Source organism: Oribacterium sp. oral taxon 078 str. F0263, assembly GCF_000469565.1.
Lineage (GTDB): Bacteria > Bacillota > Clostridia > Lachnospirales > Lachnospiraceae > Oribacterium.
The window spans coordinates 13,810-37,038 of sequence record NZ_KI273097.1 but is presented as its reverse complement, the minus strand read 5'-3'; the positions used below and the strand labels follow the sequence as shown (position 1 = coordinate 37,038).

General features: G+C 57.2%; 21 protein-coding genes. All 21 read right to left on the bottom strand.

Features of this window, described 5'->3' with window-relative positions; genetic code table 11:
• Positions 1–178 precede the first annotated feature (178 nt).
• The 21 genes from HMPREF1986_RS03140 to rpoC all read right to left on the bottom strand — a co-directional run bounded on the left by HMPREF1986_RS03140 (position 179) and on the right by rpoC (position 23,214).
• Positions 179–931: an amino acid ABC transporter ATP-binding protein gene (locus tag HMPREF1986_RS03140; RefSeq protein WP_021773309.1), complete on the bottom strand. Its 753-nt coding sequence runs from the start codon at positions 929–931 to the stop codon at positions 179–181.
• On the bottom strand, positions 921–1,607 hold the full coding sequence (locus tag HMPREF1986_RS03135; RefSeq protein ID WP_021773308.1) for an amino acid ABC transporter permease: 687 nt from the start codon (positions 1,605–1,607) through the stop codon (positions 921–923). The genes HMPREF1986_RS03140 and HMPREF1986_RS03135 overlap by 11 nt, the downstream gene beginning before the upstream one ends.
• 48 nt (positions 1,608–1,655) lie before the next feature.
• Positions 1,656–2,471, bottom strand: a complete 816-nt coding sequence (locus HMPREF1986_RS03130) for a basic amino acid ABC transporter substrate-binding protein (protein WP_021773307.1) — start codon at positions 2,469–2,471, stop codon at positions 1,656–1,658.
• Positions 2,472–2,537: 66 nt separating this feature from the next.
• A complete protein-coding gene (locus tag HMPREF1986_RS03125; RefSeq protein WP_021773306.1) occupies positions 2,538–3,044 on the bottom strand; it encodes a Gx transporter family protein in 507 nt (168 codons plus the stop codon).
• A 200-nt stretch (positions 3,045–3,244) separates the two neighbouring features.
• Positions 3,245–3,442 (bottom strand): cold-shock protein, encoded by a 198-nt coding sequence (locus HMPREF1986_RS03120; RefSeq protein WP_009215519.1) that lies wholly within the window; start codon positions 3,440–3,442, stop codon positions 3,245–3,247.
• A 179-nt stretch (positions 3,443–3,621) separates the two neighbouring features.
• On the bottom strand, positions 3,622–4,143 hold the full coding sequence (locus tag HMPREF1986_RS03115; RefSeq protein WP_021773304.1) for an SEC-C metal-binding domain-containing protein: 522 nt from the start codon (positions 4,141–4,143) through the stop codon (positions 3,622–3,624).
• Positions 4,144–4,176: 33 nt separating this feature from the next.
• A complete protein-coding gene (gene kduI, locus HMPREF1986_RS03110; RefSeq protein ID WP_009215527.1) occupies positions 4,177–5,019 on the bottom strand; it encodes a 5-dehydro-4-deoxy-D-glucuronate isomerase in 843 nt (280 codons plus the stop codon).
• Between the two features lie 60 nt (positions 5,020–5,079).
• Positions 5,080–6,378, bottom strand: coding sequence for an AI-2E family transporter (locus HMPREF1986_RS03105; protein WP_021773303.1), 1,299 nt, complete (start codon positions 6,376–6,378; stop codon positions 5,080–5,082).
• Between the two features lie 457 nt (positions 6,379–6,835).
• Complete coding sequence (locus HMPREF1986_RS03100) at positions 6,836–7,600, bottom strand: thiamine diphosphokinase (protein ID WP_021773302.1); 765 nt, start codon at positions 7,598–7,600, stop codon at positions 6,836–6,838.
• 72 nt (positions 7,601–7,672) lie between these two features.
• The gene (locus HMPREF1986_RS03095; RefSeq protein WP_242837345.1) at positions 7,673–8,179 is read right to left on the bottom strand and encodes a nucleoside deaminase; all 507 of its coding nucleotides are present in this window, start codon (positions 8,177–8,179) and stop codon (positions 7,673–7,675) included.
• Positions 8,180–8,208: 29 nt separating this feature from the next.
• Complete coding sequence (locus tag HMPREF1986_RS03090; RefSeq protein ID WP_036599076.1) at positions 8,209–9,402, bottom strand: phosphopentomutase; 1,194 nt, start codon at positions 9,400–9,402, stop codon at positions 8,209–8,211.
• 43 nt (positions 9,403–9,445) lie between these two features.
• Positions 9,446–10,234 (bottom strand): uridine phosphorylase, encoded by a 789-nt coding sequence (gene udp / locus HMPREF1986_RS03085; RefSeq protein ID WP_036599074.1) that lies wholly within the window; start codon positions 10,232–10,234, stop codon positions 9,446–9,448.
• A gap of 19 nt (positions 10,235–10,253) precedes the next feature.
• A complete protein-coding gene (deoD, locus tag HMPREF1986_RS03080; RefSeq protein WP_021773298.1) occupies positions 10,254–10,967 on the bottom strand; it encodes a purine-nucleoside phosphorylase in 714 nt (237 codons plus the stop codon).
• A gap of 35 nt (positions 10,968–11,002) precedes the next feature.
• Entirely contained in the window at positions 11,003–11,473 is a 471-nt protein-coding gene (locus tag HMPREF1986_RS03075) for a cytidine deaminase (protein ID WP_021773297.1), read from the bottom strand.
• A 268-nt stretch (positions 11,474–11,741) separates the two neighbouring features.
• A complete protein-coding gene (gene queA, locus HMPREF1986_RS03070; protein ID WP_021773295.1) occupies positions 11,742–12,767 on the bottom strand; it encodes a tRNA preQ1(34) S-adenosylmethionine ribosyltransferase-isomerase QueA in 1,026 nt (341 codons plus the stop codon).
• Positions 12,768–13,085: 318 nt separating this feature from the next.
• Positions 13,086–14,336 carry a hypothetical protein gene (locus HMPREF1986_RS12485; RefSeq protein WP_021773294.1) on the bottom strand — a complete coding sequence of 417 codons (1,251 nt, stop codon included), beginning with the start codon at positions 14,334–14,336 and terminating at the stop codon, positions 13,086–13,088.
• A 218-nt stretch (positions 14,337–14,554) separates the two neighbouring features.
• Positions 14,555–15,748: an elongation factor Tu gene (gene tuf, locus HMPREF1986_RS03060; protein WP_021773293.1), complete on the bottom strand. Its 1,194-nt coding sequence runs from the start codon at positions 15,746–15,748 to the stop codon at positions 14,555–14,557.
• A gap of 351 nt (positions 15,749–16,099) precedes the next feature.
• Positions 16,100–18,217, bottom strand: a complete 2,118-nt coding sequence (fusA, locus tag HMPREF1986_RS03055) for an elongation factor G (RefSeq protein ID WP_036599057.1) — start codon at positions 18,215–18,217, stop codon at positions 16,100–16,102.
• Between the two features lie 18 nt (positions 18,218–18,235).
• Complete coding sequence (rpsG, locus tag HMPREF1986_RS03050) at positions 18,236–18,706, bottom strand: 30S ribosomal protein S7 (protein ID WP_036599053.1); 471 nt, start codon at positions 18,704–18,706, stop codon at positions 18,236–18,238.
• 181 nt (positions 18,707–18,887) lie between these two features.
• The gene (gene rpsL / locus HMPREF1986_RS03045) at positions 18,888–19,310 is read right to left on the bottom strand and encodes a 30S ribosomal protein S12 (protein ID WP_009215545.1); all 423 of its coding nucleotides are present in this window, start codon (positions 19,308–19,310) and stop codon (positions 18,888–18,890) included.
• 220 nt (positions 19,311–19,530) lie between these two features.
• Positions 19,531–23,214 (bottom strand): DNA-directed RNA polymerase subunit beta', encoded by a 3,684-nt coding sequence (gene rpoC, locus HMPREF1986_RS03040; protein ID WP_021773288.1) that lies wholly within the window; start codon positions 23,212–23,214, stop codon positions 19,531–19,533.
• Positions 23,215–23,229: the final 15 nt, after the last annotated feature.

Below are 23,229 nucleotides of genomic sequence, written 5' to 3'. Positions count from 1 at the left end.
GAGAGCGTCCTGCGTTAGACGGGCAAACGGCGGATCGAAACACTCCTATCTAATCTAATCTATCTAATCTAAGGCCGAATCTCAAGTACAGAGCGCAGCGAAAAAAGGGCGGCCAATGGCCGCCCGAAAATCTCATCCCTGAAAAGCCCGAAAAAGCTTTCCCCTTTTGAAGCTCAAATCACAGCACCTTGGAGAGAAAGGCTCTCAGCCGTTCGTTCTCCGGATGAGAGAAAAAGCTCTCTGGAGCTCCTTCACTCAGGAAGCATCCTCCCTCCAGAAAGATCACTCGGTCCGAGACCTCCCGCGCGAATCCCATCTCGTGCGTCACGACCACCATGGTCATATGCTCCCCGGCGAGATCTCTCATGACCTGCAAAACCTCTCCTACCATCTCCGGGTCAAGAGCGGAGGTGGGCTCGTCAAAGAGCATCACATCCGGCTTCATCGCGAGTGCCCTGACGATCGCCGCACGCTGCTGCTGCCCTCCGGAGAGCTGGAGCGGATAATTCTTCGCCTTCTCCGAGAGTCCGACTCGCTTTAGGAGCTCCATCGCCTCTCCCTCCGCCTCTTCCTTCTCCTTGTGGAGAAGCCGGATCGGCGCAAGTGTCAGATTCTCGAGGATCGTCATGTGCGGGAAGAGGTTGAACTGCTGAAAGACCATGCCCATCCTCTGCCGCACCTTGTCGATATCCGTCTTCGGATCCGTGATGTCCACCCCCTCGAAGAGGATTCTCCCGCTGTCCGGCTTCTCCAGGAGATTGAGACAGCGGAGAAAGGTGGATTTCCCGGAACCGGAGGGGCCGATCAGGCAGAGCACCTCTCCCTTTCGGATCTCCGTCGATATCTCCTTCAGCACCTCCAGCTTCCGGAAGGTCTTTCCGAGTTTCTCCACCCGGATCAGAACCTCTCCCTCTCCCGTCCTAGCGCTCACCTTGCTTCAGCCTCCTCTCCAGCTTCTTCTCCAGCGTCGTAAAGAACATCGTCAGAATCAGATAGATCAGTCCCGCCGCAAGGAGCGGAAGCCAGGCGTCATAGGTCTGTGCGCGGATATTGTCGGCTCCCTTCGTCAAATCCCGGACGGAGACGTAACCTGCCACCGCGGTCTCCTTGATCAGGACGATAAACTCATTGAAAATCGCCGGAAGCACATTCTTAAAAGCCTGCGGCATGATGATATAGCGCATGGTCTCCACATAGTTAAAGCCGAGAGAACGGCCCGCCTCCATCTGCCCCGCCGGAATCGAGAGGATGCCGGAGCGGATGATCTCCGCCACATAGGCCGCGGAGTTCAGTCCGAAAGCGATGGAAGCCACGAAGACACCGGAGAAAAAGCGCCCCACAAAGATGCAGTAATAAAAGATCATGAGCTGAATCATCGTAGGCGTCCCGCGGATTACGGTCAGATAGATCCTGCAAAAGAAATCCGGGATCTTCCATTTTCCGGTCCTGTCCGCTGTCGTCCGGATGATCGCGATCAGAAGCCCCAGCGCCACGCCGATCAGAAGGGCAAAGACCGTGATGGTCATGGTGTTGAGAAGGCCCCCGAAGAGGTCCATCCAGCGCTGATCCTTCACAAAATCCACATAGAATCTGTCGATAAAATTCAAGCTGTCCTCCGCTCTCTCTGGCTCATTCCGCCCTGATACAGCCTTCGCTTAGTCCGCCTTGATATACTTCGCGACGATCTCATCAAGCTTCCCGGACGCCTTGAGCTCCTTTAAAGCCGCATTGATGCCGTCCCTAAGCTCTGTATTCCCCTTCTTTACGCAGATCGCGTATTCCTCCTCCGCATAGGCGCTGTCCAGAAGCTTCAGCCCCTTTTGGTCCGCCACAAAGGCCTTTGCGGTATTTCCGTCGATGATGACCGCATCGACCTTCCCCGCTCCGAGCGCAAGGACCGCATCCACTCCCTTCGGGAAGGGCTGAATGGCATCCTTTCCGTAGTCCTTCGTCGCATAAATATCCCCGGTCGTTCCCTGCTGCACGCCGATCTTCTTCCCCTTCAGATCATCGATCGACTTAATGTCGGAGTTCTCCGGTACGATGACGGACTGCACGGATGTCGCATAGGTATCGGAGAAATCGACATTCTTCTTCCTGTCCTCCGTGACCGTCATCCCCGCCGCGCCAAAATCCGCCTTCCCGGAGTCCACTGCGGAGATAATCGCGTCAAAGGCCATGTCCGAAACCTCAAACTTCGCCCCCATCTGTTCCGCGACCGCCTTCGCGATCTCCACATCGATGCCTACGATATCCTTCCCCTCATGATACTCGTAGGGAGGAAATTCCGCATTCGTCGCCATGATCAGGGTCTTCCCGGCATAGCTTCCCTCCGCCTTTGCCTCCCCCGCACTCTCCGAAGACGCATCCTTTGCGCTCTCCGTCCCGCCGCTCTTTGCGGCGGAGGACGCGCAGGCCCCCAGAGAAAGCGCCGTCATTACCGCCATCGCCGCTGTCAAGAACTTTTTCATAGCATCCTCCCGCAAATTCAAAATGGATATTTATTCATCTATGATGGATATTATAGGGCGAGGAATTCATTTGTCAAGCAGATTTTTTCCAAGCCGCTCCGTCACAAGCCCCGCGAGGAGCCCGATGACGCCCCCGGAGAGGACGCCGGCGAGAAGGAGCACAGGGAGGTAGGAAAAGAGGGCAGCGGATCGGAGAAGGAGAACGGCGGAGAAAATCTGTCCGATATTATGTAAAACTCCGCCTGCAACGCTCACCGATACCCGGGAGAAGCCGCCGATTTTTTTGAGAAAGAGCATCCCGGAAAAGCTCAGAAGGAAGCCGGAGAGAGAGTAAAGGAATGTGACGCCGTTCCCAAAGGACGCGGAGATCAGGAGAATCCTGAGAAGAGTAATCAAAAAGGCCGGAAGCGCTCCGATCGAATAGAGAGCGATTACCGTCACGATATTCGGGATGCCGAGCTTTACACCGGGAATCCCGAGCGGAATGGGAATCATGGACTCCACATAGCCGAGCACGATGGAGAGCGCAAGCAGCATGCCGTAAAGACTCAGTTTCCTCGTCGATCTCTTCATAGACCTCCTGATTCTGCTCTCCAAAGCGGAGCAGGAGAGACGAAAAGGGCGGCGCCCTTCGGCACCGCCCCGCTTCTCATTCCTCGTTTCGATTCGATTGCAATTCGCTCTTTGCGCTCTATGGGCATAAACGGATACTGCAAGCTGTATTGACAGTAAAGTTTGATCTATCCTATCAAAATCAATCTATCAGAGAAAACTTAAAGCTTCACCACGTTCGTAGCCTGGGGCCCCTTCGCGCCGTCCACGACATCGAACTCCACTGCCTGTCCCTCCTCCAGAGACTTGAAGCCTTCGCCCGCAAGTCCGGAATAATGGACGAATACGTCCTTGCCTGTCTCATCAGAGATAAAGCCATATCCCTTCTGATTATTGAACCACTTTACTGTGCCTCTCATTGCGATAACCTCCAAAATCCGATTGCAACCGAAATTGATTACAATACTGGAATATTAGCATAAAGGGCTTTCAGCGTCAACGGTAAACTATACAGGAAATTACGGTATATTTCCGCTTATTGTGTCCCTTTTCCTAGAGTTTTTTCTCCGTTCTCTTCTCCCGTTTGACGCCAGGATAATTATTCAGCATTCTCCCTCATGCAGCATTTTTTATATTTCTTTCCGGAGCCGCAGGGACAGGGATCATTCGGATAGATCTTTCTCCCCTCCCTCCGTACCGTTCCGGACCTCTTCTGCTCCTTGTAGAGCTCCTCTCTCCTCTCCTTCGTGAGGATCTGATCCCACTCGGGGAGGCCGTAGAGCCAGTTTGCCTTCGCCTCCACCATATTGTAGTAAAGCTTCTCGGGATCGATCTCGATCGTCACGACCGTATCCTCATCCATGCTCTCGATCGGATTGTGATAGCCCTTCAGAGACTCGTCGATGCCGTCCAGCACTCCGGTAAAGAAGAAGCTGTCGATCTTAAAATGCTCTGCGAGCTCCTTAAGGCTCCCCTCATAGACATGGGAGGGGTCCTTCAGAATCTCCTCATAGAAGCCCTTCTCCAGGGAAAAATACTCCTGCCAGAGCTTTTTCTGCTCCTCCTTCCCCAGCTCATCTCCGTAGGCCTTCGTTCTCCAGTTCTCCAGCAATGTCGCCATTTCAAAACTCTCCTTTTTTCAATCTCCCTTATTTCAGCGAAGCTCCTCCATCTTCACGGGATCCATATCGTCAAACTCCTGGTTCTCGCCCCCCATCGCCCAGATAAAGCTGTAGTTGTGGGTGCCCGCCGCGCTGTGAATGGACCAGGAGGGAGAGATCACCGCCTCTTCATTCCGCATGACGATATGCCGGGTCTCATCCGGCTCCCCCATCAGATGAAATACGACCTGGTCGGAGGGAAGCTCGAAATAGGTATAGATCTCCATCCGCCTCTCATGCGTGTGGCAGGGCATGGTATTCCAGACCGAGCCGGGCTTGAGCTCCGTGAGTCCCATGGAAAGCTGCGCGGTCTTCAGGACCTCCGGATGGATGAACTGATTGATCACGCGCTCATTGGAGAGCTCCTTCTTCCCCATCGGCCGATGCTTCGCCTCCTTCATCGTAAGAAGCTTCGTCTCATAGGCGGCGTGGGCCGGCGCGGAGACCATATAGAATTTGGCGGGCTTCTTCCCATCCTTTGAGCGGAAGCTAAGCTCCTTCGTGCCCCTCGTGACATAGAGGCAGTCCTTATAGGAGAGCTCGTATTTCACGCCGTCCGCGCTGATCTCGCCGTCCCCTCCGATATTGAAGATCCCCATCTCCCGTCTCTCGAGGACATAGTCCGTGCCGAACTCCTTCCGGCTGCTGATCTCCCGGTCGAGCGTCACGCTTCCCTTGACCGGCATACAACCAAAGACCACCATGCGGTCCACATGGGAATATACAGCGTGCACCTTATCCGCCTCGTAGAGCTTTTGGATCAGAAATTCCTCTCTGAGCTCCTCGCTGTCATAGTATCGTGCATCCTTTTGATTCGCGCTGTATCGAATATCCATTTTTATTCCTTTCCGTTTGTATTTTTTCTGTATACATTCCTTCTGTATGCGCTCTCTTTATCATTTCTTCTCTTCTCCGCCTGCGCTCTCCTTCTCCTCCTTCCCCGGATCTCCCCGCGCCCTCTTCTCCGGCAGCTCTCCCTCCCGGTAGGCCTCCGAGGAAAGGGGAAGCCCCTTCTCCCGCAGCCTCCGGTTTGAGATCCGCGCGATCAGATTCAGAATCACCGCCCAGGTGGGGACAGCGATAATCATTCCGACAAAGCCGAAGAGCCCTCCGAAGAGAAGGATGGAGAAGAGCACCCAGAAGCTGGAAAGCCCCGTGGAATTTCCGAGAATCCGGGGACCGATCACATTGCCGTCCAGCTGCTGGATCACCAGGATCGTGATGGCGAAGTAAAGTCCCTGGAGCGGATTTGCGAGGAAAATCAGCACAAAACAGGGGATGGCGCCGATGAAGGGCCCGAAAAAGGGGATCACATTGGTGATGCCGACGATCACGGAGACCAGCATGGCGTAGGGCATCCTCATGATGCTCAGCACAAAAAAGGTCAGGATGCCGATGATGATGGAGTCCAGGATCTTCCCGATGATGAAGCCGCCGAACATCCTGTTGATATAGTCGAGCTCCTCCACCACCGAGCGCGCCGCGTCCTTCGGAAGCAGCGCGAAGAGGAGCTTATGGAACTGCGCGATCAGCAGCTCCTTCAGGTTCAGAAGGTAGGCCATGACGATGAGTCCGATCAAGATATTCTTCACCCAGGTGAGAGTGGACCAGATCCCGCTGGAAAGCTTCGAGAGGTAGAGCGCCGCCATCTGCAGATTCGGGATCAGCGTGCCGCCGCCGGAGCCGGAGGAGGATCCGGGCCCGGAGAGGTAGCCGTAGGCCTCTTCATACAGAGCGCTCAGGGCCTCCCTCGCCTCGGGATAGGATTTCAAAAGGCCGCTGATCTTCTCATAGTAGAGCGTAATGCTGTCCGGAAGCGTCGAGCTCAGTCTCGTCAGGGACTTCATCAGCTCCGGAATCATAATATAGACCAAACTGCCGCTCACAAGGAGGAGTAGGAGAAGAGCGGAAAAGGTCGCAGCGAAACGGGCAAAGGAATGAGGGAAACGCTTCCCCGGAAAATAGCGCTCCATCCTCTCCCTGAGCTTTCGCTCTGTAAGATCATAGACCGGTGCCATGAGATAGGCCATCACCGCCCCATAGATGACCGGCGTCAGAATATTCAGAATCCTTCCGAGTCCAGCCCGTATGATATTCAGGTTAAATACCAAAAAGGCGACTCCCACCGCCGCAGAAATCACCGCGAAGGCCGTAAGTCCCCATTTAATCTGCTCATCCCACTTTTCTCTGTCCATGGAACCTCCGAAGGTCCGCGCCTCCCACCCCGCAATTCTGAAAGCTTCGACAGCCGGCTCCTGTCCTCTCAGGTCCTCTCGGATGCCGAAATCCTACGGCATCCATTCTCCGCCTTCCGGCGGAGGCCTATACAGTAAAAGCAGCTCCACACCCCGCGGGATATGGAGCCGAATGCTCTTCTTGGTACAGGGGCCCCGGAGCGCCGTGCTGCGCGTTTGACTCCTAGCATATTGCCAGGTGGGTTACCTCACGGATAGCTCTATAGTCCTTAACCAAACGGAAGGCATTATATCAATATCACAGATATTTGGAATCCCGTACGTCATATTTGTAGGTTCAAATTGCGAAGACGCGCACGTTCCAGAAGCTTCCCTGCAAATGGATTATAGCAAAGGCCGGGCGACTTCGCAAGTTGAAAGAAAGTCCATGCCGACTTCATAGGGCCAGGACGGGGGTTCAATACGGCGGTCCATAGATGAGCAGGAGCGTGCCCTCCCGGACGAAGATCTCCGCCTCCTCTCCGATAAATTCGTTGGAAAGTCCCGTCGGGAGGAGGTTTGTGAGTCTGACATCCTCTATGAGATAGCGAAAGCCTCTTTCGCTCACGCCCAGTGAGAAATCCGTGAAGGAGAGAGCGGAGAAATATCCCCTCCTCTCCGAGGAGAAACGGCGGCTCCCGTTTCGAAGCGCAGTCACAATCTCCGTCTCTCCGTGGAGATAGGCCCTGCATCCCTTCTCCGCGAGAAAGGCGAGGATCTGGAAGTTCGCTATGCTGTGATCGATCCTCTTCCCTCCCGCTCCGAGGAGGTGGAACTCCCGGAAGCCCTTTTTCAGTCCGATGCGGCAGGCGGCGAGCAGGTCGGAATCATTTTTTACCGGATCGATCCTCCCGGTCTCCACGCCCTCGTACTCCCCGCGCACGATCCGCGAGAGATAGTCCGCCTTCTCCGAATCGGAAAAGATAGAGATCCCCTTCCTCTCCTCTCTGCCCCGCTTCCCTCCGGGAAGCTCCATGGAATCAAAGTCTCCGATCAGAAGGTCCGGCTTCACAGAGAGCGCCTTAAGATGGAGATATCCCGCATCCGCCGCGATCAGATAATCCGTTTTCCCGATAGGAAAGGGAAGGCCGAAGAAATCCCCGGCCCCGACCAGGATGCACTTTCCCTCATGCCCGTTCTCTCCCCGCTCTCCTCTCGCTCTTCCCTCTCCCTCCTCCTTCATCCTATATCCTCTCTTTTCCCCGCATACAAGGCCTGCTCTCTCAGTATCTTTCTTCCGGCATTTCCATTCTGCTCATTCTTCTCCGACGGAATGCGCCCGGAGCCTTCCGAAAAAATCTGTCATAAGCCTTTTACAGTCCTCCCGGAGAACCGGCGGCAGGAGCTCTACCCGGTGATTGAGCGCCGAAAGCTGCAGGATATCCAAAACGGAGCCGCAGAAGCCCGCCTTCGGATTTTCCGCCCCGAAGAGAAGCCTCGGTATCCGCGCCTGCAGGATCGCCCCCGCGCACATGGGGCAGGGTTCCAGCGTCACAATCATCGTACAGTCTTCCAGTCTCCAGTCCCCGAGCCTCCTGCACGCCTTCGAAATCGCGCTGATCTCCGCGTGCTTTAAGGCGCTTTTGTCGCGGTTTCTCCGATTATAGCCCCTTCCGATGATTTCCCCGGGCCGTATCGACTGCTCCTCCGCCCTTTGATCTGCGCGGCTCCCCGGGAGTCTCCCGTCATAGACGATGAGGCAGCCGATCGGAACATCGCCGTTTCGCTCCGCCTTCTTCGCCTCCCGTATCGCAAGGCGCATGAGCTCCTCCGGGGAATAGGGAAGCTCTCTCATCGAAGGAGCGGAAGGAGGGAAGCTCCGATGCAGTTTTCCGGCAGGCTCAGAGAGAAATTATCCGCGATGCTCGCGCCGATCACCGCGAAGCTCTCCTGCTCCGGCAGCTCTCCCCCGGACAGTTTCTCATTATAGAGAAGGAGCGGAACCTGTTCTCTCGTGTGATCCGTCCCCCGGAAGGTCGGGTCATTGCCATGATCCGCACTGAGCAGGAGAAGATCGTCTTCCCTGAGAAGCGGGAGAAGCTCCCCGAGCTTTGCATCGAATCTCTCGATCTCCCTCGCGTAGCCCTCCGGATCCCTTCTGTGCCCGTAGAGCGCGTCAAAATCCACGAGATTTACGAAGCAAAGCCCCGTAAAGTCCCGCTCTCCCGCGATCTCTATCGTCTGCTCCATGCCGTTTACGGAGCTTTTGGAGCGGATCGCCTCCGTGATCCCCTCTCCGACAAAGATATCATTGATCTTTCCGACGGAGATCACGTCATAGCCCTTCTCCTTCAGCACATTCAGCACGGTTCGCCCCGTGGGCTTTAATGCGAGGTCATGACGGTTCGCGGTCCGCTTGAACTCCCCTCTTTTCTCACCGACATAGGGTCTTGCGATGACTCTTCCGACTCTCCACTCATCCCGCATCGTGATCTCCCGCGCGATCTCGCAGCAGCGGTAGAGCTCCGAGAGGCCGAAAATCGCGGGGTCCTCATGACCCGCGATCTGAAGGACAGAATCCGCGGAGGTATAGACGATCATGCTTCCGTCCCGGATCTGCTCCTCCCCGAGCTCATCCAAAATCTCGGTCCCGGAGGCCGCCTTGTTCCCGATCACCTTCCTCCCGCAGCGCTTCTCAAGCTCCTCCACAAGCTCCTTCGGAAAGCCGGTCTCCGTAAAGGTAATGAAAGGCTTATCGGTCCGGATGCCCATCATCTCCCAGTGTCCGGTCATCGTATCCTTCCCGTTGCTCGCCTCATTCAGTCTGCAATAATAGGAAAGAGGCCGTGAGGCGGGACTTATGCCTCTTAAGCTTGTCAGATTCCCGATCCCCAGGCGGCTTAGATTCGGGATCTGCATCCCGGGGACCCGCTCCGCGATATGTGAAAAGGTGTTGGCCCCACTGTCGGAAAAGCGCTCCGCGTCTCTCGCATTCCCGATCCCCAGGGAGTCCAGCACGATCAAAAATATTCTCCGATATCTCATAGTCCGCATCCCGTCCTTTCCGCGCTTCCGCGTCTTCTTCTCTCTATTTCCGGCATTCCTTCCCCGTTTCCTCCCGGATCAGCTGTCGGATCGCCTCGACAGAGCAGCGAATCGCCCGGTCCGTATCATGCTCTATGGGGTTGGACAGCCCCGCCTTATTTCGCTCCTGATTGGACATGATGAAGAGGACCGCCGCGGCCCGGACCCTGAGATAGGAAGCCACCGTAAAGAGCGCCGCGCTCTCCATCTCCGAGGCCTTGCAGCCAAGCTTCTTCCAGGCCTCCCACTTTTGAAGAAGCTCATAGCCCACGGGAAGCTCCTCCGGCTTATGCTGCCCGTAAAAGGCATCCTTACATTGCACGACTCCGACATGATATCGAAATCCCAGCGTCTCCGCCGCCCGGACCAGTATCTCTGTCAGATGAAAATCAGGGACGGCCGGCCACTCTATGGGAGCATACTCCCGGCTCGTCCCCTCCATGCGCACCGCGCCGCTCGCGATGACCAGATCCCCACTCTCGACGGAGAGCTCCATCCCTCCCGCCGTGCCGACCCGGATGAAGCAGTCCGCGCCGCAGATCCGAAGCTCTTCCATCGCAATGGAAGCCGAGGGCCCGCCGATCCCGGTCGAGCAGACGCTGACCGGGACTCCCTCCAGCTTCCCCGTATAGGTGACGAATTCCCGGTGCTCCCCGACCTTTTCCGCTCCCTCGAAATAGGCCGCAATCTTCTCCGATCTCCCCGGATCCCCCGGAAGGATCACATATCTCCCCACCCGGGACGGCGCGACTCCGATATGATAGAGCCTCTCGTCCTCAGAATAATTGATCATCTGCTCTCCCTGTCCGTTCTCAATCGATCTTGAGCGCCGCATTCAGCGCGATCTCCATCATCTCCGTGAAGCCGTTCTGCCTCTCCTCCGCGCTCAGCTCTCCCTCCCGGAAGAGGTGGTCCGAGATGCTCAGAATGGCGAGAGCCCTCTTCCCCGCGGCGATCGCGTTCATATAGAGCGCCGCCGCCTCCATCTCCACGCAGAGAACTCCCATGGAAGCCCACTTCCGGTTCACATCCGTGAACTGATTGTAAAAGATGTCGGAGGAGACGACATTCCCGACTCTGGGCACTGTCCCGCGCTCCCTGGCGGACTGCACTGCCTTCTCCAAAAGTCCGAAGTCCGCGATCGGCGCGAAGCTCCCGGGAAGCTCATATTGATAGGCATAGTTCGAATCCGTACACGCCCCCATCGCGATCACGATATCCTTCAGCTCGATATCCTCCTGGAGCCCCCCGGCGGAGCCGATTCTTATGATATTTTCCACATCATAGTGATGGAAAAGCTCATAGGAATAGATTGAGACAGAGGGGATGCCCATCCCCCCTCCCATGACGGAGATCTCCTTCCCCCGGTAGCTCCCCGTAAAGCCGAGCATATTCCGGACCGTGTTGAAGCAGCGCGGCTGATCCAGATAATTCTCCGCGATGAACTTGGCCCGGAGCGGATCCCCCGGGAGCAGGACCGTTCCTGCGATCTCGCCCTTTTTTGCGGCGTTGTGCGCTGTTGGCATGGTATCCTCCTTTATGATAAATCCATTCTGTCCGTTTATTTCGAAAGGTGAGCAGGGAGAAAGGCGTGCGGAAGCAGCTCCCCGAGCCTTAAGATCCTGTAGTCCGTCTCCGATCTCGCAAGAAGGACCTGGAAGCTCTCAAGATCGCAGAATTCAGCGAGAGCCTGCCTGCAAATGCCGCAGGGCTCACAGTAGGAGAATTCCCCGCTTCCGGAGGCTCCGCCGACAATCGCGATCTTCCGAAAGCTTCTCACTCCCTCGCTGACCGCCTGAAAAAGGGCGCTCCGCTCCGCGCAGTTCGAGGCCCCGTAGGAGGCATTCTCGATATTGCATCCCCGGTAGATTCTCCCATCCTCCGAGAGCAGCGCAGCCCCGACCTGAAAGCCCGAGTAAGGGCTGTAGGAAAAGTCTCTCGCGCGGAAGGCCTCCCGGATCAGCCGCGCGTCCTCGAACTTCTCCATTCCCTCTGCTTTGATCTCCTCTCTTTTCTTGCTCTCCTCCGCCATCCTCCGGCCCCTCCCTCTTCCCATAACATATTGTCCCTCTGAACGCCCTATATCATGTAGCCTCTTGCCCCCACTGAGTCCAGTCCATCATCTTCCTATGACATTCTTTCTTCTGAACGCCTTATCTCATGCTGCTGCCCTTTCCCCTTTGAAGTCCGCCTTCGTCCCATGGCATTTTCATCGGAATGCCGTGAGTATCGCTACGTCAAAGAAGGGAAAAAGCGCATGGCCTCTTATGATCCTTATGCAAAAGACCCCGGAATAAAACTCACAGTATCAGCATCGCATCCCCGAAGCTGAAGAAACGGTAGCGTTCTCTCACAGCCTCCGCATAGGCCTCGAGGATATGCTCCCTCCCGGCGAAGGCGGAGACCAGCATGACAAGGGTGGACTCCGGGAGATGAAAGTTCGTGATGAGGCCGTCCATCGCCCGGAAGCGATAGCCGGGGTAGATGAAGATATCGGTCCAGCCGCTTCGCGCCGGGATCCTGCCGTCCTCCTCCGCCGCGGACTCGATGCTTCGGCAGGAGGTCGTCCCGGTGCAGATCAGTCTCCCGCCCTTCGACTTGCAGCGGTTCATCTTCTCGGCCTCCGACTCCGGGATCCGATAATATTCCGAGTGCATGTGATGTTCCTCCAGCCTCTCTGCCTTCACCGGGCGGAAGGTTCCGAGTCCCACATGGAGTGTGAGACGCGCGATCTCCACTCCCATCTCCTCCACCCTCTCGAGGAGCGGCTTCGTCCAGTGAAGTCCCGCCGTCGGCGCTGCCGCAGATCCGTCGTGCTTCGCATACACGGTATTGTAGCGGCTTCTGTCCCGGAGCTTATGGGTGATATAGGGAGGAAGCGGCATCTCGCCAAGCCGGTCCAGAACCTCCTCGAAGATCCCCTCGTAGAAGAAGCGGACCACACGGCTCCCATCCTCCGCGGTCCGGAGAATTTCCGCTCTCAGAATTCCTCCCCCGAACTCGACTCTGGCTCCCTCCCGAAGCTTTTTCCCGGGGCGGACGAGACACTCCCACTCATCCTTCGTCTCCCGCTTCAAAAGAAGGAGCTCGACCTTCGCTCCGCCCCCCTCCCTGCATCCGAGAAGCCGGGCCGGGATCACCTTCGTATCATTCAGGACAAGGCAGTCGCCCGGGCGGAAATAGTCCGTAATCTCATAAAAATGTCTGTGAGTGAGCTTCCCGCTCCTTCGGTCCATGACGAGGAGGCGCGAAGAAGCGCGGTCCTCGAGCGGATCCTGAGCCACCAGCTCCTTTGGCAGCTCAAAGTAAAAATCCTTTGTATCCATCCGTCTTTGATCCTTCTATTCTCTGGCGGCCTGCCGTTTTCCCGCCCGGCCCAGGACGCTCTCGCTCCGACTGCCGCAGCCAGCCGGAGCGAGAGCGTCCTGCGTTGGACGGGCATACGGCAGATCGATTCGTTCCTATCCAAAACCCGGTCCCGAACACACGGGACTTATCTTCACAGTGATGCTAAACGCCGGGGCGGCAGACGACCTGTGCACAGACGGGCAAACGGCAGATCGAATCACTTCTATCAGAAGCCGAGTCGTAAATACACAGTACTTAATGCTGATTCGAAGCGCTGGGGCAAGGCGCGGAAATGCTCAGGCCCCGGGGTTCTCCCCGGCTTCGATGACATCCCCGCTTCCGGCCGGGCTCTTCTGCTCGCCGGCTCCTCCTGCATCCGAGCTCTTGCTCTCTCCCGATGAAGCACTGCTCTGCTCCTGCGCCGTCGTTCCCGCGCTCTGCGCTTCACTCTGCTTCGCAGAGGGCGCGGACGAAGCGCCTCCTTCTGTCGGCGCCTGTCCGACGGAGATTACGTCATTGGAGGGGGAGCTGCTCTCTGTGCTCCCCGCGGCTCCGCTCTTTTTCCCCGAGGCGGAGCTCTTCCCGCTCCCGGAGGAGGCGTTCGCCGCCGCACTCTCCCCGGAGGACTCCGAGCCGCCGTCGACAGAGATCAGGGAGACCTCGGAATCGATCTTCGACTGATCCTCCTTATAGATCCGTCCCGTCTGAAAGGCGTCATAGATCACAGCGAGGCGGGAGTCGGAGGAGAGAGCCTGCAAAAGCCTGGAGTTCGTGGAATTGATCAGCTCCACTACCTCCTGATGATTCGTCGTGTAGTCATTCACGAACTTCGCCTGCTCCGGGCTCATATTCTCCACAAGCTCGAACTGATTCGCCTCATTCACCTTCATATAGCAGTACATGATGGCCGGAGCCAGGGTGTCGGAGCGGCGGAATTTCACATTATAGGTGATGAACACCAGCTTCGCATTCTCCTCCAGGCCCTTCACGGCATAGATCGCGATGTCCTGGTAGCGCTCGATATAGCCGGCCTGCGTTTTGAGCTGAGAGGCAAGCTGCGCCTTCTGCGCCTCTGTCTGATTGGTGACGCCGCTCATCTGGTAGAGCGTGTCTACATCCGCCGCGAGCTTTGCTTCGAAGTATCTCTTAAAGAAATCCTCCAGGACATTGTCATGATATTCCTTCACAATCGTCGGATCCTCGGTCTCCGGGACGGTCGTCTCCTCCGTGCTCTCCGGAAGCTCGCTCTGTGTCGCGGCTTCGGGGGAAGACGGGGAGCTCGGATCTCCCTTCATTCCAAAGCCCGCCCTCTCGAGGATCAGAACGAGGACGATGAGCGCCAGGATGGCGGCGGGAAAGCGAAGGAGGGAGCCTGCCCCCGCAAAATCCTCCGGCCTGAGCCAGCGGGAGAGGTCGAGTGGGATAAAGGAGCTGCCTCTTCGCAGCTTCCTGAGCTCCTCTTCCCGCTTCGGGCCCCCGCTTCCCTCCGCCTTCCCCGTTCTCAGCTCCCGATTGACGTCGTCTAAATCCTTTATCCTTCTGTCCATAGTACCTTCTCTGATCCTGCAATCCCCCGGACCCGGCCGGGCGGAAGTTTATCGAAAACCGCAAACCTATCATACACGAAATCGGCGCAAAATACAGTCAAAAGGAAAAGAAAATCCTCAAGAGAAATCCATCTCCTGTCAAAAGCGATAGGAAAAGAGCCACCGATTCCGAAGAATCGATGGCTCCCTCCTATGAAATCGGATCTCAGGATTTCTGATTAGTCAAGAATCTTGACAACTCTTCCGGAGCCGACCGTTCTTCCGCCCTCACGGATAGCGAAGCGGAGTCCCTCCTCCATCGCTACCGGATGGATCAGATCGACCTCCATCTCCGTGTTGTCTCCGGGCATGCACATCTCCGTACCCTGCGGAAGCATGCATACTCCGGTCACATCCGTGGTTCTGAAGTAGAACTGCGGACGATAGTTCGTGAAGAACGGAGTATGACGTCCGCCCTCATCCTTGGTCAGGACATAGACCTGTGCCGTGAACTTCTTGTGGCACTTCACAGAACCGGGCTTGCAGATGACCTGTCCTCTCTCGATCTGGTCACGGTTGATGCCGCGGAGCAGAAGACCGACATTGTCTCCGGCCATGGCCTCATCCAGCTGCTTACGGAACATCTCGATTCCGGTGATAACGGACTTCTCGGTCTCCTCGGAGATTCCGACGATCTCAACCTCATCGGCGACGTGGAGCACACCTCTCTCCACTCTTCCCGTTGCAACGGTTCCGCGTCCGGTGATGGTGAAGATATCCTCGACAGGCATCAGGAACGGCTTATCGATCTCACGGGCCGGCTCCGGGATATAGCTGTCCACAGCGTCCATGAGCTCCATAATCTTGTCGCCCCACTCGGACTTCGGATCCTCCAGTGCCTTCAGCGCAGAGCCCTTGATCACAGGAACCTCATCGCCCGGGAAATCATACTCGGTGAGGAGGTCGCGGACCTCCATCTCCACAAGCTCAAGCAGCTCGGGATCGTCGACCATGTCGCACTTGTTCAGGAATACGACGATGGCCGGAACACCGACCTGGCGGGCGAGCAGGATATGCTCTCTGGTCTGCGCCATGACGCCGTCCGTAGCCGCGACGACGAGGATCGCGCCGTCCATCTGTGCGGCACCGGTGATCATGTTCTTGACATAGTCCGCGTGGCCCGGGCAGTCGACGTGGGCATAGTGCCTCTTCTCCGTCTCATACTCGACATGGGCCGTGTTGATCGTGATTCCTCTCTCTCTCTCCTCCGGCGCCTTATCGATATTTGCGAAGTCGGTCGCCGTATTGCCGGCCACTCTGTCCGCAAGCACCTTGGTGATCGCAGCGGTCAGAGTCGTCTTGCCGTGATCGACATGTCCGATGGTTCCGATGTTACAATGCGGCTTCGTTCTTTCGAAATGTGCCTTTGCCATTTTAAAAACCCTCCTGATTCTGCATGTAATACAACGAAAATCATGCCAAGCACCAAGGCATGCGTAGCATGCTCCGTGCAGTACATCACCGCCCCCCGCGGGGAGCCAGTATTTATGATTTTATCATCTGTTTCTTTATTTCGCAAGCCCCCATTCCGGGGGCCCGGGCCCTTCCGAAAAGGGCCTCTCTCCGCCCTTTCCGCTTCCGCATTCCGCCCTCGTTTTGGCTTTTGGAACCGGCATGCGGAATGCGCGGATTGCTGCGAAAAGCAGCGGGGCCATAAACGCGGCAAAGCGTTTCCGGGCTTATCGCTCATCCCGATCGCCGCGCGGCAGGCTCCCGGCCTTTCCTCAGCGCTTCAGATCCGAGAGGATCTTGTCCTGTACGTTCTTCGGGCACTTCTCGTAGTGGTCGAAGAACATGGAATAGTTCGCTCTTCCCTGGGTCTTGGAGCGGAGATCCGTCGCATAGCCGAACATCTCCGCCAGAGGGACGAGACCGTTGATCTGCTTTCCGGACGGGATATCCTCCATGCTCTCGATGCGGCCGCGGCGGGAGTTCACGTCTCCGATGACATTCCCCATGTACTCCTCCGGCGTCGTGATCTCCACCTTCATGATCGGCTCAAGGAGAATCGGATCCGACTTCTGCATCGCATTTTTGAAGGCGATGGAGCCCGCAAACTCGAAGGCTCTCTCGTTCGAGTCGACCTCGTGATACGAGCCGTCGTAGACATTCGCATTGACGCCGAGCACCGGGAAGCCCGCGAGCACACCGCTGTTTGCGGCCTCTCGGATTCCCTTTTCGATGGCGGGGATATACTCCTTCGGGATCGATCCGCCGACGACCGTCGACTCGAAGTGGAAGATCTCCTCTCCGTTTGGATCCATCGGAGTGAACTTGACCTTGCAGTGCCCGTACATTCCGCTTCCGCCGGACTGGTGGATGTATCTTCCCTCGGCATCCACGGCCTTTGTGAAGGTCTCCTTGTAGGCGACCTCAGGCGCGCCGACATTCGCCTCCACCTTGAACTCGCGGAGCAGTCTGTCGACGATGATCTCGAGATGCAGCTCTCCCATGCCGGAGATGATGGTCTGACCGGTCTCCTCGTTTGTCTTCACGCGGAAGGTCGGATCCTCCTCGGCGAGCTTCGCCAGGGCATCCGACATCTTCCCCTGGGAGACCTTCGTCTTCGGCTCGATCGCGACGGAGATCACGGGCTCCGGGAACTCCATGGACTCCAGGATGATCGGATGCTGCTCATCGCAGATCGTATCCCCGGTGGAGGTGAGCTTGAAGCCAACGGCCGCCGCGATATCTCCGGAGAAGACCTCTTCGAGCTCGGTCCGCTTGTTCGCGTGCATCTGGAGCAGTCTTCCGACTCTCTCCTTCTTTCCCTTTGTGGAGTTCAAGACATAGGAGCCAGTCTTTAATGTGCCGGAATATACCCTGAAATAGGCGAGCTTTCCGACGAAGGGGTCCGTCATGATCTTAAAGGCGAGGGCCGCAAAGGGAGCCTCGTCCGAGGACGGCCTGCTGTCCGCTTCTCCGTCCGGATCCGTGCCCTGGATATCCGGGACATCCGTGGGGGCCGGGAGGAAGTCGATGACGGCATCAAGGAGCTTCTGCACTCCCTTATTCCGATAGGCGGTGCCGCAGAGGCAGGGAATCGCCCTTCCCTCAATCGTGCCCTGCCGGAGCGCCTTCTTCATCTCCTCCGCGGAGGGCTCCGTGCCCTCCAGATAGAGCATCATGAGATCATCGTCCAGCTCCGAGATCTTCTCGACCATCTTCTCGTGATACTCTTTGGCCAGCTCCGCATACTCCTCCGGAACCTCCGTGATCTCGATCTCCTCTCCCTTGTCGTCCTTATAGAAGTAGGCTCTCATCTCGAAGAGGTCGATGATGCCGACGAAGCTGTCCTCTCTCCCCATCGGAACCTGCGTGATCACGCAGTTCTTTCCGAGGCGGTCCACGATGGTCTGCACGGAGTGGAAGAAATCCGCTCCCACGACATCCATCTTATTGATGAAGGCGATTCTCGGGACATTGTAGGTGTCCGCCTGCCGCCATACATTCTCGGACTGAGGCTCCACGCCGCTCTTTGCATCGAAGACACCGACCGCGCCGTCGAGAACGCGGAGAGATCTCTCGACCTCCACCGTGAAATCGACGTGGCCCGGGGTATCGATGATATTGATGCGGTACTCCGGCGCCCCGGGAATCTTTACGTGCTCCTTCTCCGGCGTCCAATGACATGTCGTTGCGGCCGAGGTGATGGTGATGCCCCTCTCCTGCTCCTGCTTCATCCAGTCCATGGTGGCGCTTCCCTCGTGCGTCTCTCCGATCTTATGATTCACGCCGGTGTAGAAGAGGATACGCTCCGTCAGAGTCGTCTTTCCGGCATCGATGTGGGCCATGATGCCGATATTTCTCGTGTGCTCAAGGGAATATTGTCTCTCAGCCAATGTCGTTCCTCCTCTCCCTTAGAATCTGTAATGAGCAAATGCCTTGTTGGCCTCGGCCATCCGGTGCATCTCCTCTTTCCGCTTCACGGCCGCGCCGGTGTTGTTCGCCGCGTCCATGAGCTCATTCGCCAGCCTCTCGGCCTGGGTCTTCTCCGAGCGCTTCCGGGAGAACTCGGTGAGCCAGCGGAGAGCCAGCGTCTGTCTTCTCTCCGGCCGGACCTCCATCGGGACCTGGTAGGTGGCGCCGCCGACCCGCTTTGCCTTGACCTCGAGGACCGGCATGATGTTGTTCATCGCCTCCTCAAAGATCTCAAGCGCATCCTTCCCGGTCTTCTCGGCGACTCTCTCGAATGCGCCGTAAACAATCTTCTGTGCGACTCCCTTCTTGCCGTCCAGCATAATGGAGTTGACAAGCTTTGTCACAATCTTGGAATTGTAAATCGGATCCGCCAGAACGTCTCTGTGCGGAGTATGTCCTTTCCGTGGCACGTTACTTCCCTCCTTAAATATAAAATTCAGATCACAGGTACTGCCCCATAGGGCTTCATGCGGTTGCTGGACAACTCCCTGCGGGGCCAGTGCCCCGGAATTTTCTTCTGAAAAATTCTCTATCGAAATGTTGACCAAAACAATCCGTCATAACCATGTCTAAAATGTTTTCCCGAAAATATCAGGATTTCTTCGCCTTCGGCCTCTTCGCGCCGTACTTGGAACGGGCCTGCATGCGGTTTGCGACGCCTGCGGTATCCAGAGTCCCTCTGATGATATGGTATCTGGTACCGGGCAGATCCTTCACACGGCCGCCGCGGATCATGACGACGGAGTGCTCCTGGAGGTTATGTCCCTCTCCCGGGATATAGGAGGTCACCTCGATTCCGTTGGAAAGACGGACTCTCGCGATCTTTCTGAGTGCGGAATTCGGCTTCTTCGGGGTGGCGGTCTTCACCGCCGTGCAGACACCCCTCTTCTGGGGCGCATCGTTTGTGGTCGCTCTCTTTCTCAGGGAGTTGAAGCCTCTCTGGAGCGCCGGGGCGGTGGACTTTTTCCGGGAAGTCTCTCTGCCCTTTCTGACTAGCTGGTTAAATGTTGGCATTTTGGTCTCCTTTCCTTTGACTTTTCTTCTCCGCCCGGAGGAAAAACCGGCGCGAAGAAAGGCGCGCGAAAATCGCACGCCCGCTAAATATAGTAAAGATTTTCCGCTTTGTCAAGGCGGAGAGCGCCGCTTTCCTTCCTGATCCGCGCTCTCTCAGAGTCTCCGGGGCGAAAGCCGAAAATCCGCTCTCGCTCCGGAGGCTCATATGCTCCGAGAGAGATCAAAGCTCGTTGTGAATTTCCCGGTCGAGAAGCTCTTCCTCCGCCGCCGTCTCGACAGCCGCCGCATTCACATCGAAGGCTTCGTCCTCCGTGAAGATACTGTCGGCATTAGCCTCCAGATCCTCCGGATCCGTGGAGAGCTGTACGCTCCGATAGCGTCTCATGCCGGTTCCCGCGGGAATGAGCTTTCCGATGATGACATTTTCCTTCAGTCCCACGAGGTGATCGACCTTTCCGTTGATCGCCGCCTCCGTCAGGACCTTCGTGGTCTCCTGGAAGGAGGCCGCCGACATGAAGGAGTCCGTCGCCAGGGAAGCCTTGGTGATTCCCAGCATCGTGCGCTTTCCCTCCGCGGGTTTTTTCCCTTCCTTTATAAGGCGCTCGTTTTCGTCCTCGAAGTCGAGGCGGTCCACCGCTGTGCCGGGGATGAAGTCGGAGTCGTTTGCCTCGCTGATCCTCTCCTTCTTCATCATCTGATGGACGATCATCTCGATATGCTTATCGTTGATCTCGACACCCTGAAGGCGGTAGACCCTCTGGACCTCGGAGATCATGTAATCCTGCACCGCCTTGACTCCCTTGATCCGAAGGAGATCGTGGGGATTGATGGAGCCCTCGGTCAGGGTGTCCCCGGCCTCAAGCCTCTTTCCCTCATTGACCTTCGGACTGATCCTGGAGCCATAGGGAATCAGGTAGGTCTTCGACTGCCCGCTCTCATCATCCGTGACGATGACCTCCCGCTTCTTTCCCTCCTTGATCTCCGCCATGCCGGGGATCTCCGTCAGAATCGCGAGTCCCTTCGGCTTCCTGGCCTCAAAGAGCTCCTCGACTCTGGGAAGACCCTGGGTGATATCTCCTCCCGCCACGCCTCCGGTGTGGAAGGTTCTCATCGTGAGCTGGGTTCCCGGCTCCCCGATGGACTGCGCGGCGATCGTGCCGACGGCCTCTCCGACCTCCACCGGCTGCCCGGTCGCAAGGTTTGCCCCGTAGCACTTCGCGCATACCCCGGCGCGGGAGCGGCAGGTCAGAACCGTCCGGATGCGGATGGAATCGCGGCTGGATTTATTGAGGGCGGCGATGATCTTCGGCGCTCTCTTCGGGGTCACCATGTGATCCGCCCGGATGACGATCTCCCCGGTCTCCGGATCCGTCACATCCTCCGCGACGAATCTCCCGGTGATTCTCTCCTCCAGGGACTCTATCTTCTCCTGTCCGTTGGAGAGGGCCGTGATCTCCATGGAGGGAATCGTGTCTCTCCCCGCCGCGCAGTCCAGATCCCGGATGATGAGATCCTGGGTGACATCGACAAGACGCCTCGTGAGATAGCCGGAGTCCGCGGTGCGGAGCGCCGTATCGGAAAGTCCCTTCCTCGCTCCGTGGGCGGAGATGAAATACTCGAGCACGTCGAGGCCCTCCCGGAAGTTTGACTTGATGGGGAGCTCGATCGTCTTTCCGGTCGTATCCGCCATGAGGCCACGCATGCCGGCGAGCTGCTTGATCTGCTTATCGGAGCCTCTCGCCCCGGAGTCCGCCATCATGAAGATATTATTGTAATTATCGAGCCCCTCCAGAAGATCCCTCGTGAGCTGCTCATCCGTCGTCTTCCAGGTGTCGATGACCTCCTTGTAGCGCTCCTCCTCCGTGACCAGTCCCCGGCGGAAGTTCTTCATGATCCGGTTCACCGTGCTCTGCGCGTTTTCCAGAAGCTCCTTCTTCGAAGCCGGGACCGTCATATCGTGGATGGAGACCGTCATCGCGGCTCTCGTGGAGAAGCGATAGCCGATCGCCTTGATCTCATCGAGCGTGAGCGCGGTCTGCGTCGCCCCGTGCACATCCATGACCTTCTCCAGGATCTGCTTCAGATTCTTCTTCTTCACAAGGAAGTTGATCTCCGGCAAAAGCTCATTCCCCGGAACCGAGCGGTCGACGAAGCCGAGATCCTGCGGGATGATCTCATTGAAGAGAAGTCGTCCCACCGTGGTATCGATCACTCCCTCGCAGCGCTTCTCCGTGCCGTCCTCCCGCCTTTCGATCCGGTCCACCCGGCAGTGGATCTTCGCGTGCAGGGTGACATACTTATTCTCATAGGCGAGGATCGCCTCATTGATGGACTTAAAGAACTTCCCCTCTCCCTTGTCCCCCTCTCTCTCCTGCGTCAGATAATAGACCCCCAGCACCATATCCTGGGAGGGGACAGCGACCACGCCGCCGTCCGAGGGCTTTAAGAGATTGTTCGGAGAGAGCAGCATAAAGCGGCACTCCGCCTGCGCCTCCTGGGTGAGGGGGAGATGGATCGCCATCTGGTCCCCGTCAAAATCCGCGTTGAAGGCCGCACAGACCAGCGGATGGAGCTTGATCGCCTTTCCCTCTACCAGGATCGGCTCAAAGGCCTGTATGCCCAGACGATGGAGCGTAGGGGCGCGGTTTAACATGACGGGGTGCTCCTTAATCACACCCTCCAGGATATCCCAGACCATCGGGTCCAGTCTCTCCACCATCTTCTTCGCATTCTTGATATTGTGCGCCTTCTGGGACTTGACGAGCTCCTTCATGACGAAGGGCTTGAAGAGCTCGATCGCCATCTCCTTCGGCACGCCGCATTGATAGATCTTAAGCTCCGGTCCGACGACGATTACGGAACGGCCGGAGTAGTCCACCCGCTTTCCGAGCAGGTTCTGACGGAAGCGCCCCTGCTTTCCCTTGAGCATATCGGAAAGGGACTTCAGGGCCCGGTTTCCGGGGCCCGTGACCGGGCGCCCCCGGCGGCCGTTGTCGATCAGAGCGTCCACCGCCTCCTGCAGCATTCTCTTCTCATTTCTCACGATGATCTCGGGCGCTCCGAGCTCCAGAAGACGCGCGAGACGATTGTTCCGGTTGATGATCCTCCGGTAGAGGTCATTCAGATCCGAGGTCGCAAAGCGGCCGCCGTCCAGCTGCACCATCGGGCGGAGATCCGGCGGAATCACCGGGAGATTCGTGAGAATCATCCACTCCGGCCGGTTCCCGGAGGAGCGGAAGGCCTCCACGACCTCGAGGCGCTTCACGATGCGGGCTCTCTTCTGCCCGGAGGACTTGTCGAGCTCCGAGCGAAGATCCGTATACTCCTTCTCGAGATCGATGGCGCGGAGAAGCTCCAGAACGGCCTCCGCCCCCATGCCGGCGCGGAAGGTTCCGCTGCCGTACTGCTCCAGCGCGTCCCGGTACTCCTTCTCGGAGAGGACCTCCTTATACTCGAGCCCCGTATCCATCGCATCCAGCACGATATAGGAGGCGAAGTAGAGCACTCTCTCCAAAACCCTGGGGCTGATGTCCAGGATCAGTCCCATCCGGGAGGGGATGCCCTTAAAATACCAGATATGAGAGACCGGAGCCGCGAGCGCAATATGGCCCATTCTCTCCCGGCGGACGGAGGACTTCGTCACCTCGACGCCGCAGCGGTCGCAGATCACGCCCTTATAACGGATCTTTTTGTACTTGCCGCAGTGGCACTCCCAGTCCTTGACCGGTCCGAAAATGCGCTCACAGAAGAGACCGTCCTTTTCGGGCTTTAAGGTCCTGTAGTTGATGGTCTCCGGCTTCTTCACTTCGCCGTGAGACCACTCCAGGATCTTTTCCGGAGAGGCGAGGCCTATCTTGATCGAATCAAACTGAATCGGCTCATTTACATTCTCAAGCTGTGCCATTTATTCCTCCTGTGA

Excerpts from the sequence above, each read along its gene's own strand:
- HMPREF1986_RS03105 (WP_021773303.1), bottom strand. The coding sequence starts at position 6,378 with ATGGACAGAGAAAAGTGGGATGAGCAGATTAAATGGGGACTTACGGCC.
- kduI (WP_009215527.1), bottom strand. The coding sequence starts at position 5,019 with ATGGATATTCGATACAGCGCGAATCAAAAGGATGCACGATACTATGAC.
- HMPREF1986_RS12485 (WP_021773294.1), bottom strand. The coding sequence starts at position 14,336 with ATGGACAGAAGGATAAAGGATTTAGACGACGTCAATCGGGAGCTGAGA.
- HMPREF1986_RS03075 (WP_021773297.1), bottom strand. The coding sequence starts at position 11,473 with ATGGCGGAGGAGAGCAAGAAAAGAGAGGAGATCAAAGCAGAGGGAATG.
- HMPREF1986_RS03130 (WP_021773307.1), bottom strand. The coding sequence starts at position 2,471 with ATGAAAAAGTTCTTGACAGCGGCGATGGCGGTAATGACGGCGCTTTCT.
- HMPREF1986_RS03095 (WP_242837345.1), bottom strand. The coding sequence starts at position 8,179 with ATGCGCCTTGCGATACGGGAGGCGAAGAAGGCGGAGCGAAACGGCGAT.
- HMPREF1986_RS03115 (WP_021773304.1), bottom strand. The coding sequence starts at position 4,143 with ATGGCGACATTGCTGGAGAACTGGAGAACGAAGGCCTACGGAGATGAG.
- HMPREF1986_RS03090 (WP_036599076.1), bottom strand. The coding sequence starts at position 9,402 with ATGAGATATCGGAGAATATTTTTGATCGTGCTGGACTCCCTGGGGATC.
- deoD (WP_021773298.1), bottom strand. The coding sequence starts at position 10,967 with ATGCCAACAGCGCACAACGCCGCAAAAAAGGGCGAGATCGCAGGAACG.
- rpoC (WP_021773288.1), bottom strand. The coding sequence starts at position 23,214 with ATGGCACAGCTTGAGAATGTAAATGAGCCGATTCAGTTTGATTCGATC.
- rpsL (WP_009215545.1), bottom strand. The coding sequence starts at position 19,310 with ATGCCAACATTTAACCAGCTAGTCAGAAAGGGCAGAGAGACTTCCCGG.
- tuf (WP_021773293.1), bottom strand. The coding sequence starts at position 15,748 with ATGGCAAAGGCACATTTCGAAAGAACGAAGCCGCATTGTAACATCGGA.
- HMPREF1986_RS03125 (WP_021773306.1), bottom strand. The coding sequence starts at position 3,044 with ATGAAGAGATCGACGAGGAAACTGAGTCTTTACGGCATGCTGCTTGCG.
- HMPREF1986_RS03120 (WP_009215519.1), bottom strand. The coding sequence starts at position 3,442 with ATGAGAGGCACAGTAAAGTGGTTCAATAATCAGAAGGGATATGGCTTT.
- HMPREF1986_RS03100 (WP_021773302.1), bottom strand. The coding sequence starts at position 7,600 with ATGAAGGAGGAGGGAGAGGGAAGAGCGAGAGGAGAGCGGGGAGAGAAC.
- queA (WP_021773295.1), bottom strand. The coding sequence starts at position 12,767 with ATGGATACAAAGGATTTTTACTTTGAGCTGCCAAAGGAGCTGGTGGCT.
- udp (WP_036599074.1), bottom strand. The coding sequence starts at position 10,234 with ATGATCAATTATTCTGAGGACGAGAGGCTCTATCATATCGGAGTCGCG.